The sequence below is a fragment of the Bifidobacterium subtile genome (genome assembly GCF_000741775.1).
Lineage (GTDB): Bacteria > Actinomycetota > Actinomycetes > Actinomycetales > Bifidobacteriaceae > Bifidobacterium > Bifidobacterium subtile.
The window spans coordinates 85,123-104,434 of the sequence record NZ_JGZR01000008.1; the positions used below are offsets into that span (position 1 = coordinate 85,123).

Annotated in this window: 14 protein-coding genes; 5 read left to right on the top strand and 9 right to left on the bottom strand. The window is 62.3% G+C overall.

Going from position 1 to position 19,312, the window contains the following annotated elements; translation table 11 throughout:
- Positions 1–99: 99 nt before the first annotated feature.
- The 4 genes from BISU_RS08565 to rpmB all read right to left on the bottom strand — a co-directional run bounded on the left by BISU_RS08565 (position 100) and on the right by rpmB (position 6,737).
- The gene (locus BISU_RS08565) at positions 100–2,289 is read right to left on the bottom strand and encodes a circularly permuted type 2 ATP-grasp protein (RefSeq protein ID WP_024464216.1); all 2,190 of its coding nucleotides are present in this window, start codon (positions 2,287–2,289) and stop codon (positions 100–102) included.
- 288 nt (positions 2,290–2,577) lie between these two features.
- Positions 2,578–3,588, bottom strand: a complete 1,011-nt coding sequence (locus tag BISU_RS08570) for a tRNA pseudouridine synthase A (protein ID WP_033503188.1) — start codon at positions 3,586–3,588, stop codon at positions 2,578–2,580.
- Positions 3,589–3,653: 65 nt separating this feature from the next.
- Positions 3,654–6,254: an ATP-dependent DNA helicase RecG gene (locus BISU_RS08575; RefSeq protein WP_024464214.1), complete on the bottom strand. Its 2,601-nt coding sequence runs from the start codon at positions 6,252–6,254 to the stop codon at positions 3,654–3,656.
- Positions 6,255–6,542: 288 nt separating this feature from the next.
- Positions 6,543–6,737, bottom strand: a complete 195-nt coding sequence (gene rpmB, locus BISU_RS08580) for a 50S ribosomal protein L28 (RefSeq protein WP_024464213.1) — start codon at positions 6,735–6,737, stop codon at positions 6,543–6,545.
- A gap of 429 nt (positions 6,738–7,166) precedes the next feature.
- Here rpmB and BISU_RS08585 point away from each other — a divergent pair, with 429 nt between their 5' ends.
- Complete coding sequence (locus BISU_RS08585) at positions 7,167–8,222, top strand: PfkB family carbohydrate kinase (protein ID WP_051246252.1); 1,056 nt, start codon at positions 7,167–7,169, stop codon at positions 8,220–8,222.
- 209 nt (positions 8,223–8,431) lie between these two features.
- Here the strand turns inward: BISU_RS08585 and BISU_RS08590 are convergent, their stop codons facing one another.
- Positions 8,432–9,649: a lactonase family protein gene (locus BISU_RS08590; protein WP_024464211.1), complete on the bottom strand. Its 1,218-nt coding sequence runs from the start codon at positions 9,647–9,649 to the stop codon at positions 8,432–8,434.
- Here BISU_RS08590 and BISU_RS08595 point away from each other — a divergent pair, their 5' ends adjacent.
- The 3 genes from BISU_RS08595 (at position 9,650) to BISU_RS08605 (ending at position 13,421) form a co-directional block, all read left to right on the top strand.
- The gene (locus tag BISU_RS08595) at positions 9,650–11,053 is read left to right on the top strand and encodes a DUF2974 domain-containing protein (protein ID WP_226839093.1); all 1,404 of its coding nucleotides are present in this window, start codon (positions 9,650–9,652) and stop codon (positions 11,051–11,053) included. It abuts the gene before it with no gap.
- Positions 11,054–11,360: 307 nt separating this feature from the next.
- Positions 11,361–12,434, top strand: a complete 1,074-nt coding sequence (locus BISU_RS08600; RefSeq protein ID WP_226839094.1) for an adenosine deaminase — start codon at positions 11,361–11,363, stop codon at positions 12,432–12,434.
- 213 nt (positions 12,435–12,647) lie between these two features.
- Complete coding sequence (locus BISU_RS08605; protein ID WP_024464208.1) at positions 12,648–13,421, top strand: mechanosensitive ion channel family protein; 774 nt, start codon at positions 12,648–12,650, stop codon at positions 13,419–13,421.
- A gap of 60 nt (positions 13,422–13,481) precedes the next feature.
- Here BISU_RS08605 and BISU_RS08610 read toward each other — a convergent pair whose 3' ends face one another.
- From BISU_RS08610 to BISU_RS08625, 4 genes are all read right to left on the bottom strand, one after another.
- Positions 13,482–14,567, bottom strand: a complete 1,086-nt coding sequence (locus BISU_RS08610; RefSeq protein WP_033503190.1) for a CPBP family intramembrane glutamic endopeptidase — start codon at positions 14,565–14,567, stop codon at positions 13,482–13,484.
- A gap of 207 nt (positions 14,568–14,774) precedes the next feature.
- Positions 14,775–15,938: a D-alanine--D-alanine ligase family protein gene (locus BISU_RS08615; RefSeq protein WP_024464207.1), complete on the bottom strand. Its 1,164-nt coding sequence runs from the start codon at positions 15,936–15,938 to the stop codon at positions 14,775–14,777.
- Positions 15,939–16,209: 271 nt separating this feature from the next.
- Entirely contained in the window at positions 16,210–17,586 is a 1,377-nt protein-coding gene (locus BISU_RS08620; protein ID WP_226839188.1) for an amidase, read from the bottom strand.
- A 35-nt stretch (positions 17,587–17,621) separates the two neighbouring features.
- Positions 17,622–18,371, bottom strand: coding sequence for a cyclase family protein (locus BISU_RS08625; protein ID WP_033503191.1), 750 nt, complete (start codon positions 18,369–18,371; stop codon positions 17,622–17,624).
- A 239-nt stretch (positions 18,372–18,610) separates the two neighbouring features.
- Between BISU_RS08625 and BISU_RS08630 the strand changes: the two genes are divergently transcribed.
- A complete protein-coding gene (locus BISU_RS08630; RefSeq protein ID WP_024464204.1) occupies positions 18,611–19,306 on the top strand; it encodes a FadR/GntR family transcriptional regulator in 696 nt (231 codons plus the stop codon).
- The last annotated feature ends 6 nt before the right edge of the window (positions 19,307–19,312 follow it).

Below are 19,312 nucleotides of genomic sequence, written 5' to 3' on the forward strand. Positions count from 1 at the left end.
CCACTGTAGCAGACTCGACTACGCGCTGGGCGCTGACGGTCTGGGCGATTGGCGAAGCCGCGCACGCGCAGCCGTCAATCGCCCAGACCCGTGCGCGCCTCACGGACGACGAGCGTCCATGTTCATGGCGCTGAGCATGCCGTCTTCGGAATGCCCCAGCACCGACCTGCCCTCGAAATCGCTGCGGAACTCGTTGAGCCGCTCGGCCAGCTGAGCGTAGCCGCGCGCGGGCAGCTGCTCGGAGAGCCAGCCCACGCCGGCCGCGAAGCACTGCGGCAGCGGCAGACCATCGAGCATATGAGCGTAGGTCTCCAGCTTCGTAAGCGGCGCGGTAAGCTCCTCAGGCGCCAGATGAAGGCGCGTGTACAGATCGAGGCGTTCGATGTACTTGCCGATGAAGATGGACGCCTTGAGCGTCGCATCGATGGCGGAATCCTCCACGCCGCCCCAGAAGGTGAGCATGTTGTCTTCGATGTCTCGCTGCTTGTAGATGTCTTCGGCGCTGGCGGAGCGCGTAGCCGCATCGGTGATGTTCGTCACGCCGAGCTCGATGTGCTGCAGCAGCCGCGAGCTGAGTTCCGGGCGCAGGATCACGGCGTTGTCGAAGGCGCGCACCACGGCGCTGCGCACCGAGTTCGGGTCCTGCCCGTCGTAGAGGAAGGAGTGGATGAAGTCGTCGAAGTCGCCGAAATCCTGCGGCAGGTCGAGCGCTTGGGCGAAGGGGCGGAAGGCGTCCACATCAGTGTCCATCACGCGGTCGTAGAAGGGGAAGAAGCGCGCGAGCGTGGTGAATGCGCGCTCCGTGTAGCGTCCGAGCCAGTACAGGTTGTCTGCCTTCGATGCGGTGACCAGCGAGAGCGTGTGCGGCTGCTGCGAATCGGCGATCAGGCTGGCCGCGTCTTCTGCGGACACGCTATCCTGCTGCTCGCTGTCCTTCGGCGCGCCGGGGGCCAGAATCCAAGTATCTTTGAATCCGCCGCCCTGCGAGGAGTTGACAATCATCTCGCCGGGCTTCGAAGAATAGCGCGTCAGGCCTGAATACCACACATGCGTGTTCTGGCCCGTCACCACGAAGGCGCGCAGATCGCATTTGCGCGGGGTTTCCTCCCCGGTGACCGGGTCGATGACGTTGATGTCCTTGAACTGGATGACCTCCTGTGCGATAAAGCGCCGAGGCTCGCTTTCGATGCGTTCGGCGAGCTCCTGACGATGCGCCTTGTCGAGGCTCGAACCGAAGACCACGCCGTAGCCGCCCGCCTCGCTCACATCCTTGATCACCAGCTCGCCGAGCCGGTCGATCACCTCGCGGCGGTCCTCCTCGAACATCGGCATATAGGTCGGCGCGTTGTTCAGAATCGGTTCTTCGTTGAGATAGTAGCGAATCATGCGCGGCACGAAGTAGTAGATCGCCTTGTCGTCGGCCGCGCCGTTGCCGGGGGCGTTGACGATGGCCACATTGCCTGAGCGATACACGGAGAGCAGTCCCGGCACGCCGATGACCGAATCGGGGTTGAAGGCGAAGGGGTCGAGGAACTCGTCCGACATCCTGCGGTACATGACGCCCACACGGTGTCGTCGGCCGGCGTAATCCAGGAGATACAGCCGGTTGTCGAGCACTTCCAGATCCTCGGGGAAGGCGAGCACCGCGCCGGTTTTCTCGGCCAGATAGGCATGCTCGAAGAACGCGGAATTGTAGCGGCCCGGGGTGAAGACCACCGCGATGCCATCGGTGGAGACGAAGTCCATGGCCTTGCGCAGCAGCCGCGGGTAGTCGCGGTTGTCGCGCACGTGCAGCTGGCGGAAGAGCTTGGGATTGGTCCGGCGCTCGACGTCCCTGGCGAACAGCGGGTAGCTGGCGCCCGAGGGGATGCGCAGATTGTCCTCGAGCACCCACCAGCGGCCGTCCTCGCCCTGCACCAGATCCTCGCCGGCGATATGCGCGAAGATCCCGCCGGGAGGCGTCACGCCGTTGACCTGCGGGAAGTAGCCTGCGGAGGTGTAGACGTATTCGCCGGGAATCACGTTGTCGGCGATGATGCGTTTGTCGCCGTAGATGTCCCGAAGATACGCATTCAGCGCGTTGACGCGCTGTTTGAGGCCGGCCTCTAGCTGGTCGAATTCATCGGATTCGATGATGCGCGGGATCGGATCGTAGGGGAAGAGCCGATCGCGATATTCGCCGTCCTTGTAGACCCCGAAGCGTACCCCGTTGCGGCTGAGTTCGCGATTGATCCCCTCCCTGCGATCGACCAGCTCCCCCGTCAGTTGATGCACTGAATTTACTGCCATTCGAAACTCCTGACGCGAATTATTGCAATGTCACAGCGCCATGCCACGACGTGCGACGCGGCATGCTTCCTTGCGATTTCCTTGGCAACGCTAACCACCACGCATTACCATCGGCGCGTGGCTATGTTACGAACATATGTCACGAGAAGCGAGCAGGCGCGGGCAGGGCGCGGCTCGGAGAATGAGCATGGCGGCGCAGACGCGCACGGAAAAGATGCAGCTGGCAAAGCCGGACGGAACACGCGTGGATATAGACGCGGATGCGGGCGCAGCGGCATGGCGCACCGATCACGGCAGCACGCGCCTGGCCCGGATGCGCTCGGCCCGCGCCCCCAGCTCCTCGTCCAGCGGGTAGGCGATATGTTCAAGCGTAAGGCCCTGCGGCGCGATGGGCCCGGTGGATCCCTCGCGCACCGGCTGCGCCATTTTGCCCGAGAACCAGTCCAGCGTGCGCTTGCCCAAGCCGATCTGCACGCATGCGCCAACCAGGGAGCGCACCATATTATGCGCGAAGGCGTCCGCGACGATGGTGAAGCACACCAGCCCGGACTCGACCGCAGGCGTGCGATGGCGCTCCTGCGGTGAATTTTCAGAAGGGGCCTGCCCAACGAGCGTCTGCTCAATGCGCGACTGGCCGACAGCTCTCTGCCCGGACGGGCTCTGCCCGATGGGCGGATCCTCAACGGGTGAATCCTCGATGAGCGGGCGAACGGCGACGCGGCGCCAACACGCCGCTTTGACCTCTCGTATGGTGGTGCCGCCGGGGTTCGGCGTAGCGAAGGAACCAAAATCATGCAGCCCGACCATCATCGCCGCGGCCTGATTCATTGCATCGATGTCGAGTTCGCCGTCCATCGTCAGCACGAAGCCGCGCAGCCGAGGATCCGTTTCATACGCGCCATCGGCGATGCGGAAGACATAGGTCCGTTCGAGCGCGGAGAACCGCGCGTCAAAGCCCTCAGGGGCTTCGCTGACGCCATGGATCGCAATGTCACTCGGCAAAAAATGCCGCAGCCTGCGCAGCAGCGCTTCGATAGCCGGCACATTCATATGGCCGATGCAGCAGGACAACGTCTCGGACCGCAGATCGAGATGGCACACCTGATGGCTCGCATGCACGCCCGTGTCGGTGCGCCCGGCCACGACGAGACGCAGCGGCTCCCGCTCGTCATTGTCGGGAACGCCCAGAATGCGGTGCAGCGCCGTCTCCATCTCGCCCTGCACCGTACGCAGGCCCGGCTGCTTCGCCCAGCCATGGAATCCGCCGCCGTCATAGGCCAAATCAATTCGCAGTCTCATCGACACCAGTATAAACGCGTGGGCGTCGGCGAGCGGCGTCGCGAACCACTTGCATGATCCGCGGGTCAGCTGCTGACGATTTGCGATTCGCCGCCGCGCGTGAAGTCGAGCACTGCACCCGCCAATTGCACCGCATGGCTCAAATCAGGATCGGCATCAAGCAGCGCGTCGGCATCGGCGCGGGCATCGGCGATGATTGCGGCGTCCTTGACCACGCGCAGCAATTTGAGTCCGGATTTGCCCCCGGACTGGGCGTCGCCAAGCACATCGCCCGCTCCGCGCAGTTCGAGATCCGCCTGCGCAATCTCGGCCCCGTCCAATGAGTGGTGGATGACTTCGAGCCGCTGAGCCGCGATGCTGTCCGGTTCGGCGCGCGAGACGAGAAACGCCCAGGAATCAGTGCCGCCGCGCCCGACCCTGCCACGTAGCTGATGCAATTGGGACAGCCCGTAGCGGTCGGCGTCGAATATCACGATGCAGCTGGCTTGCGGAACGTCTACGCCGACCTCAATCACCGTGGTGGCCACAAGCACAGGCGTCCTGCCCGAGGAGAAGTCGGCCATGACCTGCGTTTTGGTCGCGTCATCGTCACGGCCGGTTAGCGTCGCGAATGCGATACCCGCGAATTGGGGCAACGATTGCAAACGCTGCGCGATTTCCGCGACCGCGTGCAGCGGCGGCTTGGGTTTGCCGCCCTCCGAGCCGTCCGCGTTGCCGTCACCGCTGCGGCGAGCACTCGAACGACTGCTCCCAGCAGCCTGCGACCGTTCGTCGCCCGAGCCGTCATCGAAGGCCTCGAAGCCGTCTTCGTTTTCGCCCGCGCCACCCGTGCTGTCCGCGTCCTCGTCCATATCGATTCTCGGGCAGACCACGTAGGCCCGCTCCCCTGCATCGATGCGCCTGCGAACATGCGCGAACATGGCCGCCATCGTCCGCGCATCGGCTTCCGGCACGACAACCGTTCTGATCGGCTTGCGGCCTCCCGGCAATTCAGTGAGCCACGAGATGTCCAGATCGCCGAACCATGTCATCGCGGCGGTGCGCGGGATGGGCGTCGCCGTCATCACCAGCAGATGCGGCGTCAGCTCCGACTGATCGCGCAACGATTCGCGCTGCTCGACGCCGAAGCGATGCTGCTCGTCGATAACCACCAGCGCGAGGTTCGGCGCCTGAAATGTCGAAGAGAACGCGGCATGCGTGGCGATGATGATGCCCGGCTCACCGCTTGCAGCCCGCGCCAAGGCTTTGCGGCGGGCTGCCAGCCGCATGCCGCCGGTGAGCAGCGTCACCGCCACCTGCATCGAATCGCCGTTGACCATCGCCGATATGGTCTGGTAATGCTGCTCGGCGAGCACCTGCGTCGGCGCTACCAGCACGGCCTGATACCCCGCGCCCACGGCCTGCAGCATCGCGCAGACGGCCACCACGGTTTTGCCTGATCCCACTTCGCCTTGGAGCAGCCGCTGCATGGGATAGCTCTGCGCCATGTCGGCGGCGACGTCGTCAATGACCTTGCGCTGGCCGCCGGTCAGCTTGAACGGCAGGGAGGCGATGAACATGTCCCGCAGGGAATCATCCACGCACGCACGGGAGCGCGTGTGGCGCGTGTGCTGGCGCGATTGCAGCACGGCGGTCTGCGAGATCAGTGCCTCCTCATAGCGCAGCGTGGCGATGGCCTGATGGAATTCCCCGGTCGACTGCGGGTCATGGATGGCAAGGAAAGCCTGCGCTCGATGCATGAGGCCATGCGCGGCACGAATCGATTCGGGGATGACGTCGGGAACGGCCCGACGCATGGCCGCTGCGCCAGGCGAGGTTTCCGCGATGTCAGCGTCGGCGACATCGACAGGTCGTGAGGCATCGGCTGTCGTGGTGTCATCATCTTTCGCAGCGCCGTTCCGCACAGCGCCATCTGCGATAACGCCCTGCGCGGCATCGCTGCGCAATCGAGCGGAATCGACATCCGCTGGGCCAGTCGTTGCGGACCGCAGCCCGGCATCGGCGGCAGCGACGACGCCGCCCTGCAACGCATCCAGGAATCCTAGAATCGCCTCGTGGATGTGCTCGCTGGAAATGCGCGAGATGGCATGGTACACGGGTCGAGGCCGGCATACCCGACGCAGGGCCTCCTCTTCGGTATCGGCGTCATACATGCGCCTCGCCGCCGCCTTGTCTGATGCGGCACCCCCCGATCTCGCAGAGCCGCGCGGATCAGGGTCAATCGTCAGCACCTCAGGATGCGTGAACTGCAGCTGCCCGTTGAACTCCGTAGGCTCCCCCGCGACGACGACATCCGCGCCGGAGCGCATCCGCGCGCTGAGCCAGTCGATGTATTGCCGTTTGCCGGAGAAGAACACGAGCCGGGCGATGGCGCCGTTGATGTTTCTGGTCCGCGCGAAATCCGCGTCATCGACCAGCACCTCAAGCCGAAACCCGCGCCGGGCATTCATCGGCACCACGCGCACCTGCCGCACTTGGGCGGCGAAGGCCATCGGCTGCCCTGCGCGAGCCTCGCGCAACGCCTTGAGCGCAACCGGCTCGGTCACGCGGAACGGGTAATAGGTCAGTGCGTCGCCGACCGTTATGAGTCCCAAGGATTTGAGCGCACTGACCCGCCGCTTGTTCGTCATCAATGACGAAATCGGGGTACTCAGTGAAACGCTCATAGTTCCTTATTGTCCTCGAGCAGCGCGACACCGAGTACTGACCTGCCGGCATCGTCGCTGCCGCGCTGCACCGTGCAGCCCCTCGTTAGGAGGCCGCTTATCTTTAACAATGCCCCATGTGTGACGTATTCCCGCTCCTGAGCGTCACGAAAGGGGCAGAATTGGAGGAATAATGCCCTTTTTGTGCCGCTAACGAGGGATGAGAGTCACCAATGGGACATAATCCCGAATACACAAAACCCCGAAGGCTATGACGCCCTCGGGGTTCGAATCGCGGTTACTCGCGACTCACGCGGCCACGCGCTGAACCTTACCGGCCTTGATGCACTTGACGCAGACGCGAACGCGGACGTTCTCGCCGTCGATCGTGGTGCGGACCGGCTGCAGGTTCGGACGGAAGGTGCGCTTATTGCGGATATGTGAGTGTGAAACGGTGTAACCGGTTTGCGGTCCCTTGCCGCACACTGCGCAACGAGCTGCCATAATGGACTCCCTAATTTCTTTGACTTGCAAGTCTCGGCGATCAACAACCACACGCATGCACGCATGCTGTTGAACACACAATCACACAACTATACAATACGGGTCGACATAACGCAAATTCAGCAGCGGAACCGGTCGACGGATACTTCATACTGCAATCCGAATTATTCTGAACCGCAGGAATCCGAACTGCGCAACTACGAAAATCCGGATGGCAGCCGGATCGATTGTCCCGTCCGTCATGACTACTCCCGCATCCCGCCAGCACCCAACAGCGACGCCGCTACCGTCTGTGCGGCAACCGCCCCGCCGTCCGCTCAGCGCTGAAGCGTTCAGGTAACGTTCATACGCGAAAGCTACAAAAGAAGAACCGCACGTAACGCCATATTCAATTATGGGCTATGGCTCGTCACACTGAAGGAGGTTGCAATGCTGCACGAATTCATATCACGAGCGTTCAGGAGCCCAAGCCGACCTCTGGCCGCTTCGGTGCTTTCGCTCGGCCAGATCTGGGTCGACGTCATGATGGATGTCAACGAAATACCGCCCTCCGGAGGATTCACCGTCTCGCAGCAGGTCAACGCGACCATCGGCGGCAGCTTCCGCGTGCTGCAGGCTGCCAGCCGCATGGGCTCGCCCACCAGGCATGCGGGCATCATCGGCGGCGGAATGTGGGGCACCGCTGTGCGCGAGGCCCTATCACGCGACAAGATCGACCACATCGGGCAAGACCGGCTGGATTCGGACACCGGGTTTCGCCTGGTGCTCAACGACGGCGAGCGCAAAACCTTCATCGCCACCTATGGCGCGGAATCGCAGGGCGACGCCAACACCTTCGACGCCATCGAGCCGAGGGACGGCGATGTGGTGCATATCAGCGGCAACACGCTGATGGATCATTCCTCCTCCGGAATCGAGGCGTTCTTCGCGCGCACGGCGCCCGACCCCGATGACCGCCCCTACACGCTGGTGCTCAGTCCCACGAACGCTTTGGAGCTGGTCAGCGAACAACTGCTGGAAAACGTGGTGCTGGCCCGCCCGATCTGGTCCTGCAATCGGCAGGAGGCGCACACCTTGGCCGAACGGCTCGGCGTTCCGCAGGGCGACGCCAGAAAGCTCACGGTCGGAGGCGCTTTCGACGAGGCGATGGAGGGCCTGTGCGGCTCCCTCGGCGAGGCGTTGCGCGCGCCTTTGGTGCTGCGCGCCGGATCGCGCGGCGCATGGGTGCGCGAGCCGGGCGGCGGCGTGGCCCACGTGCCGGGGTTCCCGGTCAAGCCCGCGCACACCCGCTCGGCCGGCGCCTGCCACACCGGAGCCTTCTGCGCGATGCTCGCCCAAGGCTGGTCGATGCCCGACGCAGTGCGCATCGCCAATGCCGCATCCTCGCTCGCCATCGAGCGCCATATCGCAGGCGTGCCCGACTGCCCTCATCGCCAGGAGGCGATGGCTTTGGCCGAAGACCACGAGCACAGCGAAAACGAATAAAGCCGGGCATCCCAGGCCAATCGGCCAGTTGCCGCCCGATGCTGGATGTATTCCTGCGTTTCAGCGTTTGACACGCATAAATACGTCCAACAGACGTGGCTGTTTTCCTAGTGCTGGTTGGCTTTGTGCGTTTTGCGTGCGGGAACGCACGAACCTGTCCGCTATCGGGAAAGCAGCCAGGAAAACAGCCTGACTGAGGGAGCCGCCCGTCACGCCTGCAGAATCGCCGTGGGCGAATCGGCGTCGAATCGGGCGCATTCACGCGGCTCGCCAGTGGGGAGAAGATCGAAGGCAGCGATGTTGTTGGAAGCCTCATCGGCTGCTAACAGGATCGAACCCAGGGCGACGAGCTGCCGGGGCCGCCTGCCGCCGCACGGCACGCCGCGACCGCGCCAGCCGGGCGTTGCAGGCTCGGCGAGCCGCGCGAATCGCTCGCCATCCCAGGCCAGCGTGATGATGCGCTCCGACCCGCGCAAGCCGATATAGGCGAAGCCCGCAGAGGCCGGCGTGGTCTCTTTCGCGCGAGCAGGGCGAGCGGAACGGGCGGCGCATGCGGAAGACGACGGCACATAGGCCAGCGACGCGGCCTGATCGCCGGGATCGCCGCCAAGGTCAATGGTTTGCACGATGCGGAAGTCATCGCCGCCCGCAGCGTGTTCGCGCTCAGAAGGGTCTTCCGAGGCATCCTCGCACGCCAGCAGCGTGACCGAGTTCCCCCACTCGCCGACCGCCGCGACGCGCCAGCCGCCGTCATTCGCAGGTATGAGATGCATGTCGCGCGGTCCGGTGCCCGGTGCAAGCGTCACCGCGCCGATGCGACGCAGCACACCATGATTCCACTGGTGCACGTAGATCCGATCGGCCCCCAGATCAGTGGCGAGCACGCGCCCGTCCGGCAACGGCAGCGCCCAGTGGGCGTGTGGCCCAGCCTGCGCCGGCATCGGCCCATGTCCCTCGCCGCGCAGCAACTGCGTTCCCTGCATCGCGCACCCATCGTCGCCGATCGGGTGCACGGCGATGCTTCCGTCGCCGTAGTTCGCAACGACAAGACGTCGGCGGCCTTCATCGTCGATGGCCACTGCGGCATGGGTCGGCCCGTCTCCCTGCACCGGCACTCGGGACAGCGCTCGCACATGGAGCCCCTCGCCATCATGCTGGATGCGCAGTGAGGCGATTTCGCCGGTGTTCTCCAGCACCGCGTACAGCATGTCGCCGTCGCGCTCAAGCCATGTGGGCGAGGGCAGCTCGGCCAGCATATCGCGCCGCAGCACTTGGACGGCGCGCCCGTTTCCCACGCTCTTGCCTTTGCCCGCAGCTCCGATTTCGACAGCAGCAGCGTTCTGGGCGCCAAGCGCGAGCTCGAAACGCTCGACGCCTTTGCATGTCTGGCCATTGAGAGGCCCGAATCCGCCAACGAGAATATCCATATGCTCATCGTAGGCCCGCGCGTCTACGCCGCCGTCATCGTCTCGCCGTCATCGTCTGCATCCGCAAGCGCAATCAGCGGCTATGCTCTGCGCTGGTTCGCTACGCGCGGTTACGCGCAGCGATTATCATCGCAAATGATGCAGGAGGCTGCCATGGGCAATATCATCGACTATGTGCGCGAGGAGACGCGCGGCTTCGCCGAGCGCCCCTTCGGCGCGGTCGACGCCTTGGTGCTTGCCTCGCTCGCGTACCGCATCATGCCCGACGACGTGCCACGCCTGTCCGACATCACGACGAAGTACGGCACGTTTTCAGCCCGGGCGCGGCTGTTCGATCCACATCACCCGATCGCTTCGCTGCGCATGCTGCGCGAGGCTCCATTCGACGGTCCGACGCTTGCCAAAGCGAATGCCAGTCTCGTGCGGCAGCATGCCATTCACGCCACCTCCAGCCAGGCGGATGTCACCGGATTCGCCGACCCGCAGCTTACCAATGAGCTGTACGCCGCGGTTGCCGGCTCCTCGCGATTCAGTGCGATACGGGTCTCGGCCTATGACCAGCGCTTCAGCGCGCAGCGTCAGACGCAGTTCGCCGCCGAAACGATGCGGCTGCCCGACGGCACGCTGATCATCGCGTTCCAAGGCACCGATGACTCCTTCGTGGGATGGAAGGAAGACTTCAACATGGCCTTCCAATACCCGGTGCCCGCGCAGGAATCCGCCAACGATTATCTGCAGACGGTGGCGGCGGTGTGGCCCGGGCCTATTCTTTTGCTCGGCCACTCGAAAGGCGGCAATCTCGCCGTGTACGCCGCCATGAACGCCCCCGCCGAAATCCAGGAGCGCATCACGCGCGTCTTCTCGCTCGACGGTCCGGGCTTTCCCTACGAGGTGGTGACCAGCCCGATCTACCAGGCCGTCGTGCCGAAGGTCGAGAAGATCGTGCCCGACTCGTCCATTGTCGGCATGATCCTGGAAACCCCGGAGCCCTGCGTCGTGGTGCGATCCGACCAGAAGGGCATCATGCAGCATATGGCGTTCTCATGGCAGGTGCAGGACGGCGCTTTCGAAGTGCTCCCCGCCATCGCGCCCAGCTCGCAGTATTTCAACACCTCGCTCAACGAGTGGCTGCGCAGCCTGTCGTACGAGCAGCGCCAACGCTCCGTCGACGCCCTCTTCTCGATTCTCGCCGCAAGCGGCACCGACCACTTTTCCGGCGTGCTGGGTTCCCTGCCCAAGGCGCTGCCCGAGATGATCGGGTCCTTCGCCGGACTCTCGGACGAGGACCGGCGCAACATCAGATTCGCCGTCAATCTGCTGATCAGATCGACATGGGCCTATCGTCGGCGCACTCAGCGCGGAGGCGGCGCACGGGACTCCGGCGGAAAGGATGCGACGCGATAAGACGTTTCCCCCGTGCATCCCCTCACGCAATTGCGTTTACAAGACTTCTTGTACGCAACCATATCCACCGTCTCTGCGCGGCTTCCTGTACTTGCGCAAACGCCTTTACCCAACCAATCACAACCACGATTCCGCAGCGCCGCGACCCCGGTGTCATATTCACACAGCGTCATATTCGCACAGTGCAATATTCACACAGCGTCACATTCACACAGCGCGCCTACACTGGTCGGAAGATCGCATCGCCCTGTGGCCGTCGCACAATCGCCGACGGCCGCGCCACCGCGCACTCGGAAGGGATATCACATTGAGCACATCCACACCAACGAACGCATCGACCAGCCCCAGCAGGCAAGACGCCGCTCCCGAATCCACTCTGCTCGCCATGCCCAAGGCGGAGCTGCACCTGCATATCGAGGGCACGCTGGAGCCGGAACTGGCGCTCGATTTGGCGCGACGCAACGGCGTGCAGCTGCCTTGGAACGGTTTGGACGAATTGCGCGCGCAATACCGTTTCGAGAATCTGCAGTCATTCCTGAACCTCTACTACCAGCTGATGGCCGTGCTGCGCACCGCCGACGATTTCCGCGACCTCATGCTGGCCTATCTTGAACGTGCCCACGCGGACGGCGTGCGCCACGCGGAGATCTTTTTCGACCCGCAGGTGCATCTGGACAACGGCCTTGACTTTGACATGGTGATGGCCGGTCTGCTCGAAGGCCTCGCGATCGGCGAAGAGCGCTATGGCATCTCCGGCGGGCTGATCCTGTCCATCGTGCGCGACAAGCCCGTCGAATCCGCGCGGAGCATGATCGATCTGGCCGAGCACAGGGCCGGAGACCTGATCGGCGTCGGCTTGGATTCCGCGGAAGTAGGCTACCCGCCATCCTTGTTCGAGGAGTGCTTCGCGCACGCCCGGGCGATGGGACTGCATTGCGTGGCCCATGCGGGCGAAGAGGGCCCGGCCGATTACGTGACGCAGGCCCTCGATCTGCTGCATGCAGAACGAATCGACCACGGCATCCACGCCATTGACAGCCCCGAGGTCACTGCCCGGCTGGCACGCGAAGGCATAGCACTTACCGTGTGCCCGCTGTCGAATCGGCGTCTGCAGGTAGTCGACGATCTGCGCGAGCTGCCGATACGGCGTTTCCTCGATCAGGGCGTCGCCGTGACCGTGAACAGCGATGACCCGGCATACTTTGGCGGCTACATCGGCGCCAATTACCAGGCGCTCGCCGATATCGGCTTCGGTGCCGACGAGCTTGCGGGCTTCGCCGAGAACTCGATCAAGCACTCCTTCGCAGCTGAGGAACGCAAGCGCCAGCTGCTCGGTCAGCTCGCCGAGTGGCGGAACGCCGTCACCAAGGGCATTGCGTAAAACGCGGCGCGAAAACCGCATGAAGGCAGCTTGAGCGAAGGCCGTTGGACGAAAACGCAGCGGCGCGGAGGCATTGCGCAAAAATCGCATGGAACACCGCGGAGGCACCGCCGGACAACGGATACTCGAATAGCTCAGCCCAGCTCCGACGCGGCGGCTAGACTTGGCACATAAGATCAGGAAACCATAACGACCGGAGGCGAGGACAGGCGCATGCACACGATCTTGGAGTGGTTGCAAACGAACGCCGACAGAATCATATTGCTCGCGTCGGTGGCGTTGGCGGCAGCGGTGCTGAGCAATATCATCAGCCGTCTGCTGCGCAAGCTTCTGGAACGCTCGCAGGTGCCCAACGCTTCGATCTTCATCAATCTGACTCGGCTGACGATCTGGCTGTTCGCGGCCACCATCGTGCTGCGGCCTGTGTTCGGCGTTAATCCGACCACGCTGATCACAGCGCTCGGCGTCGGCGGCCTTGCGATTTCGCTCGGGCTCAAGGACACGATCGCCAATGTGATCGGCGGCTTCGGGCTGATGCTCGGAAAGGTCATCACCCCCGGCGATGTCATCACCGTTTCAGGCGTGACCGGCACAGTCAAGGACATCACGTGGCGTCAGACCGTCGTGGGCGAGCGGGGCGGCAATGATCTCGTCATTCCCAATTCCGTGCTCAACACCTCGCTGCTCGAACGCCTCACGCCAGCAGCCGAAAGCTGCGTGATCATTCCTTTCACCGCCAAGGCGGGAAGCGACCTGACCGACATCAGCAGGCGCATCACTGCAGCAGTCGAGCGCGTGACTGCGGATGACACGAACCCTGATATTCCGGCAGGAGTGAACTTCACCGGATTCACCCCCTACGGCATCGAGGGGCAGGTGCTGCTTTTCGCCAAGCCCGGCGTGATGCTCGGCACCGTGCGCGATGAAGCCGTGCGTGCGCTGGCCGATGCCGAATTCATCGAGCAGCGTGCCGCCATCGGGCAATGAGCCGACGCCGCGCTCCAATCGCATTGCAAGAGGCGGGAATCATCGACCTCATCCACAAATTCATCCGTGGAAGAACAGATTCCAGGCCGCCATCGCCACGCATAGCACGCCGTAGACAATCATGCCGGGGTTGACCGCCGCGGTGCGGAAACGGGTTCCGCGCAGCAGCTCCTCCGGGGTGATGTAGAACTCGAAGCGTTTGCGCCACACGATCAGCAGCACGATGCCCGCCACAATCAACGCCAGCATCGCCGATCCATACAGCATGACCCAGGCGAGACCTGCGAGCGAACCCTGATCAATGGATTGCAGCAGCTTCAGCGAATCCGACTGGCTTTGCATCTGAGCGCCCGCGGATTGCAGCGATTCGAGCGCCTTGGGGTCGATCTGGCGCGCGACCCACGGCGCTACCACGCCGCCGTTGCAGTTGATGATCATGTGCATCGCAATCGAATAGCGCAAGCGCGAGGTGCGCATGTAGACGTATGCGAACACCAGTCCGATGCCGAATGCGTAGAAGAACTGGAATAGGTTCTGGTGGAAGAGCCCGAAGGCGAGCGCCGAAACCACGATGGCTGTTTTCTCGCCGTAGCGCCGCAGCCTGTCGATGATCTGCTTGCGAAATATCCATTCCTCGAACACCGGCGCCACAAGCACCATGAACACGAATGCCATCAGCGGGTCGAGCGAGGAGGCGAGCTCGCCGATGCCGCTGACTGCGGTGCCGCCCGACAGCAGCGATGAAAGCACGATGCCGATGATGCTGCCGGCGTACATAATCGGCACGCACATGATCAGCAACGCGAAGAAACGACTGCCGCCCAGCGGAAAACGTCTTGTCGGCAGCTTCGGGATCGCGCGAAGCATCAGCACTGCGGCAGGCATCGCAATCACGTACAACGGCCCGTTGGAGGCCAGCAGATTCACCCAGATCGGGACCTTCTTTGCGTCGATGCCAAACGCGGGCAGCGCGGCATCGACGCCGAAGGAGACTGCAATGGCCAGCGCAATCCATATGACCAGCATCACGCTGAGTGCGAATCCCACGACGGAAAACCGGCTGCGGGCATGCTTCCACCAAGGCGAGCCAAGCCTAGGGTCATAGCCGGGAACGGATCGGGTTTCGGGGCGGCCTTTGTGGTTCATCACGGTTCTCCTTGGGTTTCGTGCCCCGTCATTGCGGCTTGCCTTCGCATTCTGTGTTCACGTTCTGCATTCGCGTTCGGACCTGTTCGCGCCCGGCCTCGAATCCGAACCTGCGCTCGCATGCATATGGGCACAGTCACGATAACGGTTACCATCACGGTAACATCTGCAGCCGAGGTTGCCGCCCAGGTTATGGGCGCGCCTAGGCTATGCGGACTCAAGCACGCCGTCGATCAGCGCCGTGATAAGTTCGCCATAGCTGATGCCGGTCGCCTCCCAAGCCTTGGGATACATCGAAATCGGCGTGAAGCCAGGTATCGTATTGATCTCGTTGACGACGATGCTGCCATCCGCGCCCACGAAGGTGTCCACGCGGCTCATGCCGGTGCCATCGACCGCCTTGAAGGCCTTGATCGCCGTTTCGCGCACCCGATCAAGCATCTCGCCGGGCAGATCGGCCGGCACCTGCACATGCGAGGCATCTGAATCCATGTATTTGCTGTCGAAATCGTAGAACTGGTCATTGCCGGATTCGCGCCGGTCCAACACGATTTCGCCAGGCCAGCTGGCCAGAATATCCCGGTCGGCGCGCGGGGCAAGCACCGCGCATTCGATCTCCCGGGCATCGACGCCCTGCTCGACCAGCACCTTCCAATCATGCCGGGACGCCTCACGCACTGCGGCGGCAAGTTCAGCGGCATCGCCCTCGCGCTCAACCTTGGTCACGCCGAAGCTCGAACCCGCACGCGAAGGCTTGACGAACAACGGATAGTGCAATCCGGCTGCACGCACCTTGGTGATGAAGTCGTCGCCGTTCGCGGCAAAGGTATCAGCGGCCGCATAAGGACGCGCATCGAGAGTGATGCCGGGCGCAACCGGTATGCCGGCGGATTTAAGCAGAATTTTCGTGAAGTGCTTGTCCATGCACGCCGATGAGGCGAATACGCCGCAGCCCACATACGGCACCCCCAGCATTTCGAGCAGCCCCTGCACGGTGCCGTCCTCGCCGTAAGGCCCATGCAATATCGGCAGCACGGCATCGATATGGCCCAACGAAGTCAGCGCGCTCTGCCCTTCCGCGCCGCTATGCTCATCACGCGCGAAGAAGCCGTCGGCCCCCAACGCCATATCCAGCACGACATGGCTCGTGCCCGGCCCGGCGCTTACGACGGGAAGCGCCTGCTGCTCGAAATCGAAATCGCGCGGATCCGTGCAGCCGGTCAGCCACTCTCCTTGTTTCGTGATGCCGATCAGAACCGCCTCGAAGCGCTCGTCATCCATCGCAGCCAGCACTCCGGCGGCCGAAATGCAGGAGATGGAATGCTCATCGGCCTTGCCGCCATACAGCACTGCTATGCGTTTCCTGACCATGTCAATCCTCACGAATCCGTAACAGCCGCCGCATCCGCGACAGCCAACCTCCCCATGCGGGGTTTGCCTCTGCTAGCCAGAATACTCAGCCCACTGTCGTTTGGGGTTTCTCGCTAAGTTGGCTGCGCCGCTGAAATGCCATTTCGCGGCAAGTCAGGCAATTGCAATGCGCCATCGGACCCGTGTCAGGCATGCATTGTCAAGGCTGCGTCCCATCCACACCTACTTTCGCAACGTCAACGGCAGCACCAGATCCACTTAGTCCAAGCGCTTAGTCCAAGCACATCGGCGGCCATTGATGGACGAAGCCCGCTTCGCTTTCGAGCAGCGCACAAGCGCTGAATAGAAGATCCTCATGACATGGTCTGGCGATGAGCTGGATGCCGAAGGGCAGCTCGTCGGGCATTTTCGGAGCAGGAAGCGACACCGAAGGAAAGCCGGCAAGAGAAAAGAGATATGTGCATTCCAGATAATCGGTTATCCTGCGTGTCGGACGCCCTCCTACCGTGGCGACCTCGCCGCTATCATTCCGGAACGGCATCACGCTTGCGCTGGGAACCATAAGCAGGTCATACCGCTCGAAGAAGTGTTGCAGCTCACGATAAAAACGCGTGCGTTCCTCTTGCGCACTCAGATAGGACTCAAGAGAAACGCCTTCGCCTTGCGCGACATTCCATTTGAATGGCTCGGTGGCCAATTCCGGATGCGCTTCGAGCAGGTGACGAAACTCGTACCACGTCTGGGCATAGCTGAGTGTGCAGAAAGCCTGTGAAGCTCCGCCTGCCTGTGGATGATCCTCGTCGACATCCATAATCTCCGACGCCTTGTCTATCGCCCGGGAAAAACGCTGGGCCACTTCACCGTCAACGTCATATTCGCCGCCGAGCGTGAGACTCGCCGCTGCATGGAATCGTTTCGGCAAGGATTCGCATTCATGTTCGCGATCCCCGAAGGCAAGCGGATCACGGGCATCATTCCCGGACATGACGGTTGCCATAAGCCGTGCATCCGCAATGGAACGTGCAAGCACCCCCTGCGTGGCGATTCTCTCCCATCCCAGCAGGCTTTGCGGTTCTGGTATACGACCCAGCGTCGGGCGAAAGCCGACGCAGCCGGTAAATGCGGCCGGAGTTCTGACGCTTCCTCCCAGATCGGTGCCCTGCGCCAGCGATACCATGCCGCTCGTCACGGCTACAGCTGAGCCTCCGCTGGATCCCGCAGAGGTCAGCGCGGTATCCCACGGATTGCACGTCGTCCCCCTGATGAGATTCGTGCATACCGCGCCGAATGCATATTCGGGCGTGTTCGTTTTGCCGACGATGACCGCACCGGCGGCTTTCAGACGGGCCACGGACAAGGCGTCTGACTGCGCAGGCCCTTTCGCCGAAAGCCTGGAGCCGAACGTAGTCGTCAAACCTTTGACGTCGGTGACGTCTTTGATGGCAAAGGGCAGACCATGGAGAGGGCCGCATTCCCCTGTATGGCCGTCAAGCTGTTTCGCGCGGCTGAGCGCTCCATCGCTATCGACGCTGATGAAGGCCCCGAGAGCCGGATCCAACCGATGGATTGAATCCAATGATTCCTGAACGACTTCGGTAACTCTGCATTCATGGCTGCAAAGTCGTTGAACCAATTCGCTGGCGGGCATCGACAAGAGATTGTTCACGGTGCCGTTCCTTATCCTTAATCATCCAAAATCGCAACGGCCCGGCACCAGGAGCCGCTTCCCTTGCGAATTTTGATCGGGAAGAGCGAGACTTTGAAGCCAGTGGCAGGGAGCAGCCGAAGATTGATCACCTTTTCGGCATGGACATACTCGACTTCGCGCCCAATCCTATGCGCAGGGAAAAAGCCGTCCTTGTCGCCATCCTTAAGCTTTTCGGCCATGTACTTCAAGGGAATATCAAGCGAATACGCATCCGTTGTTATCATGTGCACGCCGTGCTCCACCAGCCAGACGACAGCGGATGCCGTAAGCCCGGTGCCCATCTCGTTATAGGTCGGCGTATCCCAATAATCCTCGGCTCCTGTTCGGATCATCACGATGTCGCTGGGCTGCAGCGTGTAATGCAGTCGATCAAGCGCAGCCTTGATATCGTTTTCGTCGATGGGTTCCGCGGTTTTCTTCGTCGTACTGAAGTCAAGCACGACTCCGTTGCCGTAGCACCATTCAAGAGGAATCTGGTCGACGGTTTTTGCAGGTTCTCCGGCCGTGGTGGGCCCAAAATGCCAGGGAGCGTCAATATGTGTGCCGGCATGAGAGGAAAGAGAAAGCTCCTCTCCCGCACTCCCCACATATGGCTCGGGAAAGTCGGCGGGATCGAGGCCCCACGTCTTCGCGGTGCGATGCGCAAAGTCATAATGATCCCAATAGGTGATGCTCGGTGAATTGAATTCGCTGGCGAAATTTGACAAAGGGACACTGAGATCGATGAACGCGTCATGCTTTGCTCCTTACCGGTAACGATCCGCTTAATTGGTAGGACCAATTATAGGATGTGGGATGTTGCGCGAAAGAAACGTTCTGTTACCTTTGGGAAACATGTTTTCCCGAAATTGCCTCTGCTGCGGGGAATGGGGGGGGGGGTGATTCGCAGCTGCGACTCGCACCAAAGATTCACTGATTGTATGATTGATTGGTCATACCAGCTAGTTTTAAGAGGCACCACCTGATGACTTCCACCGTCTACGGCTCCCAGGCGACACAGACACCGGCAGCGACGCAAATCGCAGCAGACTTGGAACGGCGCATCATCACCGGCACGCTGCAGCCGGGCACCAAGCTGCCGCCGGAACGGGCGTTCGCGAAACGATACCAGGTATCTCGTTCCACCTTGCGCGATGCCCTGCTGGAGCTGGAGAACAAGAATCTCATCAGACGGGTGCAAGGCAACGGAACCATCGTTTTGGAACCGCCTCGCGACGAATGGGATCTGCGTGCGATGACGGCAAAAAGCAATCCCGAATATGTGGCCGAATTGCGCTATACCATTGAACCTACCATCGCCAGGCTCGCCGCTCTGCGCGCCACTGCGGCCGACCTGCTGCAGATCAAAGAGGCCGTGGCCAAAACCGAGACGGCATCGAATCAGGAAGACGCCACGGATACTGACATCACCTTCCATGCCTTGCTTGCCCAAGCCTCGCACAACCCGATTATGGCTGCCATCGTGACGATGACCGCGGAATGGACTCGCGAAGAGCGCGTGCTCACCCACTCCAACGACGAGTGGCAGCGGCTCTCGGTCGAGGAGCACAACGCCATCGCCGAGGCGATCGGCCTGCATGATCCCGATCTCGCCGAAGAGACCATGCGCAAGCACATGGTCGAGGTACGCAGGCGCATCGAGCAATCAACGCATCAATGAGCCCGC